Consider the following 14,464-nt stretch of genomic DNA (forward strand, 5'->3'; position numbering starts at 1 on the left):
TTACTTTTTTACGCATGCCTTAAATAGAAAATAATCAATTAAAATATTCAATTAAAGGATGTTTGGTATTTGTAATCTTGCTATTGTCCCACTACGTGGCGAAGCCAGCGACCGCAGCGAAATGACATCGCAGGTTTTGTTTGGGGAGCATTTTAAGATTTTAGAAGAAACGCCAAAATGGTCGCGTATAGAAATGGGGTTTGACGGCTATAACGGCTGGATAGACAATAAACAGTTTCGAACCATAAGCGAAAGCGACTACAACAAACTCCAGGCAGCAGCGCCTGTGCTTAACGCCGATTTAATTGAATATGTTACAGGTAACGATAACCAGTTGCTGCCCATACCTATCGGGTCGGCCATTACGTTTTTAGGCGACCCTGCCCTTAATACCGAAAATTTCGCTTTTGAAGGCCTTAAAGCTTCGGGTGTAACAAGTAAGCAACAGCTTATAGATACTGCCTTTATGTACCTTAATTCGCCGTATTTATGGGGTGGTAAAACGCCCTTCGGGCTGGATTGCTCCGGTTTTGTACAAATGGTATACAAGCTTAACGGTTACGCCATGCTACGCGATGCATCGCAGCAGGCTACACAGGGCGAAGCGCTTAGCTTTATTGAAGAGAGCGAACCCGGCGACCTTGCATTTTTTGATAATGAGGAAGGCCGCATCATTCACGTAGGTATTATTATGGAGGATAACTACATCATCCATGCACACGGTAAAGTGCGTATAGACCGTTTGGACCACCTTGGTATTTACAATGTAGATACCAAACGCCACAGCCATAAACTACGGGTAATTAAGAAGATAATATAATAAATGCAGGTTAAAGCCTGCATTTATTATATATAAATTGCCTATTTTGCGTTACAATAAGTCATTCCTACTACAATTCTACTACTATGAAAAAGCCCCTGATATTTTTATTGTTTTTAAGTTTTTTAGCTTCATGCTCATCCGATGATAGTAACGATACCGTTGAGCCAAGATACGACAGCAACGTAGCCCTGTCGCTTACTGATGTGAGTTATGGATCTGACCCTGAACAAACGTTAGATATTTACCTTCCCGCAGGCCGTGATAACGATACAAAGGTTTTAGTAATGATACACGGCGGCGCGTGGATAGAAGGCGATAAAGACGATTTTACTGATGCCGTTGCTATCGTTAGGGCACAGTTCCCTGACTTTGGTATTGTCAACATTAACTACAGGCTTGCAACCGAAACAAGCGCTGCTTATCCTAAACAGATTGACGATATAAAACTGGTTTTAGACCATTTAGAGAATGGCGGCTACGTAATCTCAGATGATTATGCCTTTTTAGGAGCCAGCGCCGGCGCCCATCTGGCCATGCTGTACAGCTATAAATATGATACCGACCACGATGTAAAAGCTATTGTAGACATTGTAGGCCCCGCTGATTTTACCGATCCCGAATACCTATCGCACCCATTATACAGCTTTGCTTCGCAGGCACTGGTGGGTACGCAAACACCTACCATTGCACAAATTGCCGAGGTAAGCCCCGCAGAGTACATTAACAGCAATTCAGCGCCTACACTTTCGTTTTACGGCGGGGTTGACCCATTAGTCCCGGCATCCCAGGGTCCGCGCTTAAAAGCCAGGCTGGATGCCGCGGGTGTGTATAACGAATTCAACTTTTATGCCGATGGCGGCCACGCCGATTGGGATACCGCCACATATGTAGAAGTTTACGCTAAGATTGAGGCATTCCTGCAAAATCACTTCTAAAATTTATTATATTTGGCTTATGCCCGGCAAAGTACAATTATCCATTCCCACGCCCTGCCATGAAAACTGGGAGGCCATGTCGCCTACCGATAAGGGTCGGTTTTGTGCATCCTGCCAAAAGAATGTAGTTGATTTCACTAAGGCATCGGACAGGCAGATAGCAGTAGCAATCCGCGAGAGCGATACCCTATGCGGGCGGTTTAGTCTGTCGCAACTGGAGCGCGACCTTGTTATCCCAAAAGAGAAAAATAAATTATGGGTCGCGGCAAGCGCTGCTGTAGTCACTTTACTTACGGTAGGTAACCATACTTTATCCGCGCAAACGGTTGCTGTCACTGAACAAACTGATAACAAAACTGATGACCTAAAACTATCTTTACCCGAATTAAGAAGTATAAAAGGCACCGTTGTAGATGAGTATGAGTTACCTGTACCGGGTGTCACGGTTACGGATAAGATTTCTAAAAAGAGTACTCAAACAGATTTTGATGGAGTCTTTAGTTTAGTAGCAAAAACAGGCGATACATTAGTATTTGAACAATTAATTTTGAAGACACACGAAACTGTTGTAACCGATAGTAATAAATACAAAATAATCATGTATGACAATTCTGGTTATGACTTTTCAAATTCGTATTTTGGAGGTTTAACAGTAAAACGCACATTCTTCGGGCGTATATTCCATTCCATTGATAATATATTCCGGTAAAAGTATCATACATTTCTTATCTTTAGCGCAAATTTTCCATAACATCCATAAAATTTGCATTACAAATGAGAAACAATTTAAAATTACTGCTGTTTTTTGCAGTTACTTCTTTTTTTACTTCATGTAAAACCTACAACTCCTCCGCCGGTAACAATAAAGCAGTGGTAGTAAAAACAAAAGGCTCACAAATTATTGAGCCTAATGGTAATCCCATCACTCTTAAAGGTACTAACCTGGGCAATTGGCTGGTGCCCGAAGGCTACATGTTTAAAACCGGTAAGGTTAGCTCTCCTACCAAAATTGATGAGCTGTTACATGAAATGATAGGCCCGGACAGCCTCGCCGCATTTTGGAATCGTTATCTTAACAGCTATGTTACGCATGATGACATTAAGTACCTAAAACGTATTGGCTCTAACCACCTTCGCCTGCCGTTTCATTACAAAATGTTTACTAATGATGTGTATATGGGCAAACGCAACTCCGGCTTCGAGTATTTTGACAGGGTAATCGACTGGTGCCGGCAGGAAAATGTGTACGTATTGTTAGACATGCACTGCGCACCCGGAGGCCAAACGGGCGATAATATAGATGACAGCATGGGTTACCCGTGGCTATACTTTAGCAAAACGAGTCAGGATCAGTTAAGTGAGATTTGGATGAAAATTGCTGAACGCTATAAGAACGAACCGATAGTAATAGGCTATGACGTGGTTAACGAGCCTTTCGCGCATTATTTTACTAATGATATTAAAGACTACAACCACCGCCTATTTATGGTTTATGAGCGTGTTGTAGCGGATATAAGGAAGGTTGACAAGAAGCATTCGATATATCTGAACGGATCGGTTTGGGCGGGTGATTTTGGGGTGTTTGAAAAAATCCTGGACGATAATATTGTGTATGAATTCCACAAATACTGGTTTGATATTAACCAGGAAGCGATACAAAAGTATGTTGACTTTAGGGATAAGCATAATGTGCCTATTTACATTGGCGAAACCGGCGAAAATACCGATGAGTGGATTAAAGAATTTACCATCCTGCTGGATAAGAACCAGATTAACTGGGCATATTGGCCATACAAAAAAATGGACAACCTGCGCGGTATCATGAACTTTAAACAACCGGAAGATTACCCGCTGATTACCAAGTATGCCGATAGCGACCGCAGTTCTTTTGAGAACGTTCGTAAAAATATGCCGGACAGGGTTAAGGTTCAAAAAGCACTTAACCAGTTTTTAGAAAATAGTTTATACAAGAACTGTTTCCAGAATAAGGGATATATAGATGGATTAGGACTAAAGGTTGAGTAGATTTTTCTTTTGTTTTAAAAAACAAAATGCCCTGCAATGCAGGGCATTTTCTATAAATAAAAACTCTATTTAGTTTTTAACAATCTTTTGTGTAGATGTACCTTTATCTGACGCTACAGTCATCATATAAACACCATTTGCAAGATCGGCTACGTTAACCTGTACGTTGGCAAGACCACTAAAATTAGCAGTTTTAACCACTCGCCCATTAATATCAGCTACCTGTACGCTGTTTATAAGGGCGCTATCACTGTTTGCAATGGTAACAACATCTTTAGCCGGGTTAGGATATACCGATAAAGATGACATAAGCGATGTTTTAACACCTAATGTACCGTTATAAGCCACGTTATCTATAAAATAAGATGAATCCCAATCATCTATGGTATAAACCAAAAGGTTAGCTGTAGTGCCATTTGCGGCCTCTATAGTAGTTGCAAGCTCGCCGTTAATGTAATACGCAATAGTACCGGATTCGTTAAAACGGGTAGTGATGGTATAGGTTTCATTATCTGTAAAAGAGCCAATTTCAACCGATTCAGAATTTGCATAATCATAGGTGTATATTACACCATCATAATTAAAATATACAACAGATACTATAGTATAAGTTGCTGCATCTGCATCATAATAATAGGAATACATATACATGTTAGAGCCTGTTGAAGCATCAAGTAGATCGGTGCTTACATCCTGGGATATCTCATAAGACGAAGCTGTAATTACAGAAGATAATAATGGGCTAACGATACCATATTCTGTACCGTCTTCAAAATAGTTTTGTGAAGTTTGAAGCTTAAGCGACTGGTTGCCTGCAGAAGCCCACTCAGTAGAAACTAATACATTTTCTTCCGGGGTATCGCCATAAAGGCTCCAGCTGTTTTGCCCGCTAATTGTTCCTGTTGTAAAGTCCTCATCTTCCTCAAAAGAGAAAGGGTTTGTGCCGGCGAAGTAAAAAATGCACCAAGTAGTAATGCACCTAAAAACAGTTGTTTTTTCATGATAAAAATTTTGATAATTTCAAAAATACCATGAACGGCACTACTTCAAAAGCTCAAAAAAGTGCGTTTACCGACATAAAAACAATGTTTACCGCTACATTTTGCTATTATACCTTAAATGTCTTCTTAAAAGGTTAAATCTTACAAGATGTAATTACTATAGACAACAAAAACGCCCCACAATTGTGGGGCGTTCTCTATTATCTAAAATCTATTATCTGTAAGTCTAACAGATTATTTAACTTCTTCAAAATCTACATCCTGTACGTTGTCGCCTTCAGGTTGTGCATTTTCAGGTTGTCCCTGTGGTGCGCCTTGTGCGTCTCCGCCTTGTTTGTACATTTCTTCAGATGCATTTTTCCAGGCCTCGTTTATTTTAGCAAGCGCAGGCTCTATAGTAGCAACATCTTTAGATTCATAAGCCATTTTAAGCTCAGTTAATGCCATGCCAATGGTGTTTTTATTACCGTCTGACAATTTATCACCAAACTCTGCCAATTGCTTCTCAGTTTGGAAGATCATGGCATCAGCTTCGTTTAATTTCTCAACACGCTCACGGGTAGCTTTATCAGCATCAGCATTAGCCTCAGCTTCTTTACGCATCCTGTCGATCTCTTCCTGCGTTAAGCCTGAAGAAGCCTCGATACGGATATCGTGTGATTTACCTGTGCCTTTATCTGTAGCCGATACTTTAATGATACCGTTAGCATCAATATCAAAAGTAACCTCGATTTGAGGGATACCTCTTTGTGCAGGTGGGATACCATCTAAGTGGAAACGGCCGATACTTTTGTTATCTGTAGCCATTGGCCTCTCACCTTGTATAACGTGTATTTCTACTGATGGCTGGTTATCTGAAGCCGTAGAGAATACCTGAGATTTTTTAGTTGGTATAGTTGTGTTAGACTCGATTAATTTAGTCATAACGCCACCCATAGTTTCGATACCAAGAGAAAGCGGAGTAACGTCTAATAACAATACGTCTTTAACTTCCCCTGTAAGAACACCACCTTGTATAGCAGCACCAATTGCAACAACCTCATCCGGGTTAACACCTTTAGATGGTTTTTTGCCAAAAAATTTCTCTACTTCTTCCTGTATTCTTGGTATACGTGTAGAACCACCTACAAGTATAACCTCATCAATATCTGATATAGAAAGGCCTGCATCTTTTAATGCTTTAGCTACCGGCTGCATAGAACGTTTTACAAGTTCATCTGCCAATTGCTCAAATTTAGCCCTTGTAAGTGTTTTAACTAAGTGCTTTGGTCCGCTTGCAGTAGCAGTAACGTAAGGAAGGTTAATCTCAGTCTGGGTAGAAGAAGATAACTCAACTTTAGCTTTCTCTGCAGCTTCTTTTAAACGCTGTAAAGCCATTGGGTCTTTACGAAGGTCTAAACCTTCTTCGCTGTTAAACTCGTTAGCTAACCAGTCAATAATAACCTGGTCAAAGTCATCACCACCAAGGTGTGTATCACCGTTAGTAGAAAGTACTTCGAAGACGCCATCGCCAAGTTCAAGGATAGAGATATCAAAAGTACCACCACCTAAATCGTAAACAGCAATTTTTTGGTCTTTACCGGCTTTATCCAAACCGTAAGCAAGAGCAGCAGCAGTAGGCTCGTTAATGATCCTTCTAACTTTAAGGCCAGCAATTTCTCCGGCTTCTTTAGTAGCCTGGCGCTGTGCATCGTTAAAGTAAGCCGGTACAGTAATAACCGCTTCTGTAACTGCGTAACCAAGATAATCCTCGGCAGTTTTTTTCATTTTTTGCAATGTCATTGCAGATAACTCCTGTGGAGTGTAAAGGCGGCCATCAATATCTACACGTGGTGTATCGTTGTCTCCCTTTACTACACTGTAAGGCACATTGCCTGCTTCTTTAGCACTTTCGGTAAACTTGTTACCCATAAAACGCTTAATAGAAGCGATGGTTTTTGTAGGATTGGTCACTGCCTGTCTTTTAGCCGGGTCACCAACTTTGATTTCTCCGCCGTCAACAAAGGCAATTACTGACGGAGTAGTTCTTTTTCCTTCAGCATTAGGGATAACTACCGGTTCGTTACCTTCCATTACGGCAACACAAGAGTTAGTTGTACCTAAGTCAATTCCGATTATTTTACTCATCTTGTTATAAATTTGTTTATATTTTTAATTACAATTCTTAACCTTGTCAGGTAGTAGTCAACTATTGTGCCAATAAATGGCAGCATAAAAAATGGCATATAAATATGACAACATGACATTTTATTTAGTTGAACAAATAGTTTGAAGGGTTGTAAATTATCTTAATTTTAATTTGAATATTAAATAAATAATTATTTTATAAATATATTATAAAGAATGACAATAAATACCACACATATATGGCAATTTATAATTGATTTTGAGATTTTTTAATATTTTTGTCAAAAAACACAAACATTTCTACACGGTAGTATATGTCTAATCAAATAAATGGGGTATTTGACGATGAAGAGTATACACTTAACATACAAAAGATTTGTAATTTATACAAGTTCTTTTGCAACACTTATAGGATTATCAGCAATAGTTGGATGGATAGTTAAATTCAATATTTTAAAGAGCTTACTACCAGGGTACATGCCTATGAAATTTAATACGGCGATATGTATTATTTTTTTAGGGACAGCCTTATTATTAAAGCCAAAAAATAATCACTCACGCAGGCATGTAATTAAAGCATTATCCTTACTGGTTGTTGCCTTTGCAACACTTACTTTATTGCAGGATGTTTTTAACTTTAACTTTGGTACAGATGAGCTATTTGTTCCGGAAACACCTGCTGAAAATATATCCGGCAGAATAAATCCTATTACTGCATTATTTTTGATAATTACAGGCTTGGCAATCTTTTTTAATTGTACTAAAAAAAACCGTTGTAAGCACACTTTGCAGTATTTATTACATTTAGTTACTATAATTTGTGGTATAATATCAATTGGATATTTATTTAATGTACCTCATTTTTTTAACTTCACGTTTATAACAACCATGCCCCTTAGTACTGCTTTAGCATTAATTGCGCTATCTGCAGCAACTACAATTTTAAATCCGGGGTTTGGTGTGGTAAAGCTTTTTACAGGGAAGATGATTGGGAACGATATGGCCCGGAAACTTACAATAAAAATGTTTTTGGGTATATTGCTTTTAGGATACCTCCACAATCTTGACCACAGGTATAACTGGGTTAGCCCACAGCTTGGCAGCGTTTTGCTCACTGTTAGCTTTATGGCTATAACCCTTATATTTATATGGGAGAGTTGTACTGCAATTAATAAACTGGACCATAAAAAAAATATTGCCCGCGAAAACTTTAGGCTTGGCGTGGAGTCATCTCCTTATGCGCTAATACTATCTGATGCAAACGGAAAAATAATCCATGCCAATATACAAACAGAAAAGTTATACGGGTATACAAGGCAGGAACTTGCCGGCCAAAGCCTGCAAATAATAATTCCTAAAAAATTACACGACTCATATAATGAACGAAGACAATCTTTCTATGTTTCTAATAAGGTAGTAACCCTGGGTATTGAAGAAGATATTTTTGCGGTGCGAAAAGATGGCACAGAGTTTCCTATAGAGCTTATTCTTACCCCGGTTAAAACAGAGGAAGGATCGGTAGTAATGGCATCAGTTTCTGATATTTCGCTAAGAAAACAACAGGAAAAAATTATACGGGACCAGGTAATAGAACTACAGGTAAAAAACCAGGAGCTTGAACACGTTAATTACATAGCATCGCACGATTTACAGGAGCCCCTGCGCACGGTATCTAATTATATAACGTTGCTTGAAGAAGATTATCCTGACCAGATAAAGGGTGAAATTAAACAGCACCTTTATACCATGCAAGCTGCAACTAACAGAATGAGCCTGCTTATTCGTAGTTTTCTTGATTACGGCAAATTAGGACGGAACAGGAAACTTGGCCCAACTAATTGCAACGATATAGTAAATGATGTTGTTACCGATTTAAATAACCTTATTAAATGCAGTAAGGCAACTATTACCGTAGCAACAGAACTCCCTGTTTTATATGCTTATGAAACGGAATTAAGGCTATTGTTTCAAAACCTTATTAATAATGCCATCAAATTCAGAAAAAAAGACGCGACACCCCATATAACAATAGGTTGTAAAGAACTTAATGGTTTTTTTGAGTTTTATGTATCAGATAACGGCATTGGTATAAACTGCAAGGACAAAGATGTTATTTTCCATATATTTAAAAGGGTTAAAACCGAAGAAGAATATGAAGGCCATGGCATTGGACTGGCGAATTGTAAAAAAATTGCCGACATACATGGCGGAAAGATTTGGGTGGAACCCGGAGCCGAAAGTGGCAGTACTTTTAAATTTACCATACTAAACTTTAAAGCATGACTCCCATAAGTTGCATAATGCTTATTGACGACAATAAGATTGATAATTTTTTTCATGAACGCGTTATACGCAAAAACAATGCGGCTGAAATTATAATCACTAAAGAATCAGCCATAGAAGCCCTGGCCTACCTAAAGCAGGGCAATGAAGTTATACAACCCAACCTTATTATTTTAGATATAAATATGCCGGGCATGAATGGCTGGGAATTTTTAGCTGAATATAAAAAGATTGATCTTGATATAAAAAACATAATGGTCGTGGTAATGCTAAGTGTTTCCGAAGATCCTACTAACGAGGCCCTGGCATTAACTAAAGGCATATGGGCAACTTTTAAATCTAAGCCCGTAACAAAAGAAATGTTAGAAGGTCTTGATGTTCTGTATACAAATCATCTGGTACAGGATACTGAGGCTATTAATTCTCAAAATATTCAAAGGCATCAATAATATCAAGGTACACGCCATCAAAACCGGCGTTTATTATCTTATCTAAATACGAGTTGTTGTTTTTATAGATAATGCCTTGCCATTCGGTATTCCAGTACTGCACTTTGTAATTGCCCGGCCAGTCAGGGTTTAGGGCTTCCATCCACCCCGGTTTGGCATTGTTCCAAGAAGCATCCCAATAGTAGCGGTAATCCTCCGCCTCGCCAATAGACATATAGCAGATAACCACACGCTTGCCGCCATTGGCTTTGCTCTTAAGCTGGGCAATTTCAGCCGTTGTAAAGGCTTCATTTTCTAAAAACAGGTCTATTATCACTGCATCATAATTAGTGGCGCAAACGGCATTTATAAAGGCCTGTTTGGTAGCATAGCTATCGGGGTTAATAAGGTATAAAAAGTTTTTAGCCTGAGATAATGATGTTACTACTACATTATTTTCGTTGTGAGGGGGTGTGCCGGGTATAACGTTAAGTGCACGTTCTGTAGCTGCGTATGATACATATCCCGATGCTTCATTCTGTTGGTACGATGCAGCAATTTTAGCCGGTGTACTCACATAATCAGTCACTAAAATGGTATTCCCACTATTTTTAGAAACATTTAAAAACGATTTTAAGTAAGTTGTAGCATCTGCCGGGGTGGCCTGGTTGTCGTTATCATAACCAAATAACAGGTCTTCCTGCCCGTTGGCATCTATAGCGCTAAGATAAGCCGTGGCGGGTGTACCGTCTTCTTCGCCATTTGTAGTAACCAGCTCTATACCGTTTTGCGGAATGATAAAAAAGTCAGCATCGGCAGCTTTTGCCTTTTGGCTGATACCAATAACAAAATCGCGCATGTCCTGCTTAAAATCGCGGTCACCCACAGGGTCTGATGTGTTTGAGTCATTATCATCATTACTACTGCATGCCACTAAAAAAAGTAATGCAAAAGCTACTGCTGCGTTTTTCATAAAAGGGAGTTTGTATGATAACTTTAAATGTCACTCAATTATTACGTTGCTAATAAAAGCCTAATCATATTTTTAATTATTTTAGCTTATCTAACATGGCATTCTTTATGAGAACATTTATTATTGTTGCCCTTACAGCCTTATTACTTTATGGTTACAAAATTTTTAAATTCTTAAAGAACAATGTGAAAAAAATTGAGAAGGTTCCTTTTAAAGAGCAGCTGGAAATATTTAAGGCTATTGGTTTTAAAATAAATAAAGAAATACCTGAGGGCTATTTGCTTTCACTTCATGATACAACTGAATATGAAAACAATCCTTATAACTTATTGTACTTGGTTTTAGGGAGCTTTACTGAAGATGATAGTTATGCACCCATAACCAACAATTGCTGGCATTTTGATGCTGAGTGCATTAATGATCATGGAGATTATGCTACTATAATTGAAAACATAGGTAGGATTAGCAATGGCGAGCTCAACTTTAAAAATGTAAAAGATTATGTAGATATTGAGGAAATGCAGGCATGGGTATCTTTTGTACTTAACGATGATGCTTATAAGTGGAATTTTAAAGTTGACGACGATTGGGTAGATGGTGCCGTTTTTGAAAACCTGCAAAACCTGACTGAAAAATACCAAACCAAAGGCCGGTTCACAAATTATGGGCTGGGGCAGGATTGTATTATAGGTTATTTAACCAACAGCCAATTTGCCGAATTTAAACAACGCACCAATTTGGATATACAGTGGCTTGAGGGCTCTCAAATAAATTAACTTACTCTTTTATCATTGCCTTTTTTTACAGATGACGGACTGGCCATAATCAGCACCCCCTGTATAACCAGGTAGGTATAGTAGCCGTAACAAATAGTGGCATCGTTAGATTTTTGAATTGTGAAAATCAATAGCGCTAAAAAACTACTGAACAATAGTATTGCCGTGTATAAAACTGTCTTACGCTTTTTAAAAAGTCCGGCAATAAACTGTGTTAGTGCTACAAGCGTAAGTACAACAAGCAGGGCGAGAATAATAATTTCGTTGCCATCCACACTTTGGGAAAAGTAATATTCTATACCTTCCCAAACAATATTTACTGCGCTTAGTTTATCGTAACTAATGTGACTGTAACCATCCTCAACCATTTCATCTACAGATGCCTGTGAAATGATTTTCACAAAAGGCAGTGTTAGCGCTATGGCACCAAAAATTGTAATTATATACAGGTACTTTTTAAAAAAGGTTTTCATGTTACTTTACTAAAAACAATGCATTGCTAAACAACAGGTTACCACTTTCCCAAAATCCGCGGAACAGCGGGTTATCAACCATATAAATTACAGAACCCCTACCCTTTTGCTCAACTGCAAAAGTTACCGTATTGGGCAATTTCCTTTTTAGGCTACTGCCAATGAACCCAAAACTTTTAAACTTTGAAGGTACATAAGCCACATTTTGAGCACCTTTTAAAAGTTGGTAGCGCGACGATGATGTTTTCATACTAAAATAGCTATTGCCAAGCCCGTAGCTTAACGGATGGCTCCCATCAAGCACATTCTCTACAATAGCCCCGGAAACCGACATGGAGAGCTCGCGCCTTAACAAGCTTTCTGATGTGAAGTAACGGGCATCAAGGCTTTCTTTGTCATCCAGCTCTTTCTCTATGGCTTTACCTGCATCGCTGGCATAGCGGGTTAAGCTATAACTGGTGCGGTCTTCAAAAATATTTAAGGCACCACCCATAGCTATTACCTTACCACCGTTATTGATAAAAGTGTCCAGCTGCATTTTCTCGGTATCCGAAAACTCATAATACCCATCGGCCAGGATAATGGTGTTGAACTCGGTAAAATCTATCCTACTGAACTTATCGGCATCTATAATACTAACAGGGTAATCTATAATTTCGTCCATGTAAAACCAGGCCTGCCCAAAATCGGTAGCACTAACCGAACTACCCGATAGCAACAGCACTTTTGGGGCTTCAAGCAGCGGATAGGACTCGGCACCCAGATCGGCACCCGTTACGGCAAAACCACTCTCTATAACTTCGTAGTCGCGCTTGCCTTCCAGCATTACACTCATTGTCTGTTCAAATTGTGAAATATTAGGGTTATCACCCTTTAGTATTACCAAGTCGCCGGGGCTTACTTTAATACCCCTGTACAGCGATGGCTTGGTGGCCGACCGTACCCTTATCTTATTTTTATGCAGCAGCGAAAGTACCTTTACCGATGCCCTGCCATTCCACGGAACGTAGTAGGCATATACCCTTTCATACTCAAATTTGCCCTTATAGGTAATCTCTTTTTTTGTAGCTACCTGAATATCTCGTTTAACAGCGTAGCTCTCAACCCCAAAGGCATGCGGCAGTGCCCAAGCGGTAATATCATATGACAGGCTATCGCTTAAGCGCTGCACCGGCTCAAACAATACCTGTGTAAGTACTGCCTTAGGCTGGTTTACGCTAATTATAAGATCGTTAGTTTCCAGCGTAAAATCTTTATCCTTATCGGCCTGGTAGCTGTATCCAGAGAGTTTTTTAGACTCGTTAGCGTAAGCATACTGTATTTTATTGCGTGTAAGTAGTTTAGCAAGTTCTTCGGTTTTACCGCTGTTCTTAACTATATAGGTTTCATACTTACCCTTAGGATGTTCGCGGCTGTCTTTAAAATACGTCCTAAAGTTTTTAACCAGCTTGTCTTTTTGCCAGGCAGCTGTTTCAACAGCTGTTAGTACTGCGGAGGTGTGGTGCGTAATCCTGTCCTGTAGTGTTAGTATGCCCCCATTATCCATTTGCACGGCACGGCCAGCACCTATACCTCCCTGCTCATAGGTCATGCCCACCGCACCATTAAAGGTTGGGTAGGTATCGCCATAGCTTGGGTAAAACAAATCGAATACCTCTCGGGTGTAGTAACTCCACCCCTGTGCATCAAAATTTTTGGCAGTCATTTCGCCAATAGCGGTATGAAAATCCTTTTGCGATTGTGTAATATAATCGTGCATGGGCTCTGCCGGTGGTGGAAAAAAGTACGGCTCATTGTAGCCCATTTCGTGCACATCTACATGTACCATAGGCATCCACTCGTTATATACAAGCATTCGCTGTTGCGTTTCCTGCTGAATTTGCCATGCCCAGTCGCGGTTAAGGTCGTAACCGTAATGGTTTTGGCGGCCACCGGGCCAGGGCTCCATATGCTCCCTGTCAGATATTCCCGGGTGTGTCTCTTTACCGCTTACGGTTCGCAACCAGTTGCCATAACGTGAGTATCCGTCGGGGTTAAGGCAAGGGTCTATAATAACAATGGTATTCTGCAGCCACTCTTTAGTGGCGGCATTGTTAGGGTTAACAAGTTCAAAACCAACATTCATGGCACTTTCGGCAGCGGCGGGCTCGTTACCATGCACATTAAAACTAAGCCAAACTATGGCTTTATCGCTTGTTGCAGAAGGCTTAACATCCGACAATCCGGCCTGGTACAAATGGTTCTGGCGGATGTTTTCAATATCTTTTAAATTTTCGGGGGTAGAAATTATGTAGGTATTCAGGCCGCGGCCTTCGGTGGTTTGCCCGTACGGGCGATGCTGAATCCCTTGTGAGTTTTGGGTGAGATAGGCAAAATAGCTTTCAAGTTGATAGTAGTATGTTACCTGTTTACCGTAGGCGGGTAAAAATTCGACCGGGCTTTTAAGCTGTGCGTTTATTGTAAGGGTTAGCAACAGTACAAATGCCGAAAGTATTTTTTTCATGTTGTGCGGTTAAAAACCCAAATGTAAGGAAATTATGAATGTTACTGCACAGGTAAAGATGCGGGTTGTTGAATCTCAATGTCCAAAAGTGAAATATTAAGCCCAAAATTAATTAAA

General features: G+C 39.7%; 13 protein-coding genes. 7 read left to right on the forward strand and 6 right to left on the reverse strand.

Annotated elements, in window-relative coordinates:
• Positions 1–58 precede the first annotated feature (58 nt).
• The 4 genes from FMM05_RS11725 to FMM05_RS11740 all read left to right on the forward strand — a co-directional run bounded on the left by FMM05_RS11725 (position 59) and on the right by FMM05_RS11740 (position 3,783).
• Positions 59–820, forward strand: a complete 762-nt coding sequence (locus tag FMM05_RS11725) for a C40 family peptidase (RefSeq protein WP_143373572.1) — start codon at positions 59–61, stop codon at positions 818–820.
• An 86-nt stretch (positions 821–906) separates the two neighbouring features.
• Positions 907–1,758 (forward strand): alpha/beta hydrolase, encoded by an 852-nt coding sequence (locus tag FMM05_RS11730; RefSeq protein ID WP_143373573.1) that lies wholly within the window; start codon positions 907–909, stop codon positions 1,756–1,758.
• A 19-nt stretch (positions 1,759–1,777) separates the two neighbouring features.
• The gene (locus FMM05_RS11735) at positions 1,778–2,467 is read left to right on the forward strand and encodes a carboxypeptidase-like regulatory domain-containing protein (RefSeq protein WP_143373574.1); all 690 of its coding nucleotides are present in this window, start codon (positions 1,778–1,780) and stop codon (positions 2,465–2,467) included.
• Between the two features lie 65 nt (positions 2,468–2,532).
• Complete coding sequence (locus tag FMM05_RS11740; RefSeq protein ID WP_143373575.1) at positions 2,533–3,783, forward strand: glycoside hydrolase family 5 protein; 1,251 nt, start codon at positions 2,533–2,535, stop codon at positions 3,781–3,783.
• 69 nt (positions 3,784–3,852) lie between these two features.
• Here FMM05_RS11740 and FMM05_RS11745 read toward each other — a convergent pair whose 3' ends face one another.
• The 3 genes from FMM05_RS11745 to dnaK all read right to left on the reverse strand — a co-directional run bounded on the left by FMM05_RS11745 (position 3,853) and on the right by dnaK (position 6,911).
• On the reverse strand, positions 3,853–4,428 hold the full coding sequence (locus FMM05_RS11745) for a T9SS type A sorting domain-containing protein (protein WP_185965574.1): 576 nt from the start codon (positions 4,426–4,428) through the stop codon (positions 3,853–3,855).
• A 191-nt stretch (positions 4,429–4,619) separates the two neighbouring features.
• Complete coding sequence (locus FMM05_RS20995) at positions 4,620–4,784, reverse strand: hypothetical protein (protein WP_185965575.1); 165 nt, start codon at positions 4,782–4,784, stop codon at positions 4,620–4,622.
• A 234-nt stretch (positions 4,785–5,018) separates the two neighbouring features.
• Positions 5,019–6,911, reverse strand: a complete 1,893-nt coding sequence (gene dnaK, locus FMM05_RS11750) for a molecular chaperone DnaK (protein ID WP_143373577.1) — start codon at positions 6,909–6,911, stop codon at positions 5,019–5,021.
• Between the two features lie 888 nt (positions 6,912–7,799).
• On the opposite strand from dnaK, the gene FMM05_RS11755 reads away from it, so the two are divergent.
• Together FMM05_RS11755 and FMM05_RS11760 are read left to right on the forward strand one after the other, a co-directional pair.
• A complete protein-coding gene (locus FMM05_RS11755; RefSeq protein WP_185965576.1) occupies positions 7,800–9,194 on the forward strand; it encodes a sensor histidine kinase in 1,395 nt (464 codons plus the stop codon).
• Complete coding sequence (locus tag FMM05_RS11760; protein WP_143373579.1) at positions 9,191–9,643, forward strand: response regulator; 453 nt, start codon at positions 9,191–9,193, stop codon at positions 9,641–9,643. The genes FMM05_RS11755 and FMM05_RS11760 overlap by 4 nt, the downstream gene beginning before the upstream one ends.
• Here the strand turns inward: FMM05_RS11760 and FMM05_RS11765 are convergent.
• Positions 9,612–10,595: an endo alpha-1,4 polygalactosaminidase gene (locus FMM05_RS11765; RefSeq protein ID WP_143373580.1), complete on the reverse strand. Its 984-nt coding sequence runs from the start codon at positions 10,593–10,595 to the stop codon at positions 9,612–9,614. The two genes, FMM05_RS11760 and FMM05_RS11765, sit on opposite strands and share 32 nt — an antisense overlap.
• Positions 10,596–10,702: 107 nt before the next feature.
• Here FMM05_RS11765 and FMM05_RS11770 point away from each other — a divergent pair, with 107 nt between their 5' ends.
• Positions 10,703–11,371, forward strand: coding sequence for a hypothetical protein (locus FMM05_RS11770; protein WP_143373581.1), 669 nt, complete (start codon positions 10,703–10,705; stop codon positions 11,369–11,371).
• On the opposite strand, the gene FMM05_RS11775 is transcribed toward FMM05_RS11770, so the two are convergent.
• Together FMM05_RS11775 and FMM05_RS11780 are read right to left on the reverse strand one after the other, a co-directional pair.
• The gene (locus FMM05_RS11775; protein ID WP_143373582.1) at positions 11,368–11,844 is read right to left on the reverse strand and encodes a hypothetical protein; all 477 of its coding nucleotides are present in this window, start codon (positions 11,842–11,844) and stop codon (positions 11,368–11,370) included. The two genes, FMM05_RS11770 and FMM05_RS11775, sit on opposite strands and share 4 nt — an antisense overlap.
• A 1-nt stretch (position 11,845) precedes the next feature.
• Positions 11,846–14,347 (reverse strand): M14 family zinc carboxypeptidase, encoded by a 2,502-nt coding sequence (locus FMM05_RS11780; protein ID WP_143373583.1) that lies wholly within the window; start codon positions 14,345–14,347, stop codon positions 11,846–11,848.
• Positions 14,348–14,464: the final 117 nt, after the last annotated feature.

This window comes from Flavobacterium zepuense, assembly GCF_007097145.1.
In the GTDB taxonomy this organism is placed as follows: Bacteria; Bacteroidota; Bacteroidia; order Flavobacteriales; family Flavobacteriaceae; genus Flavobacterium; species Flavobacterium zepuense.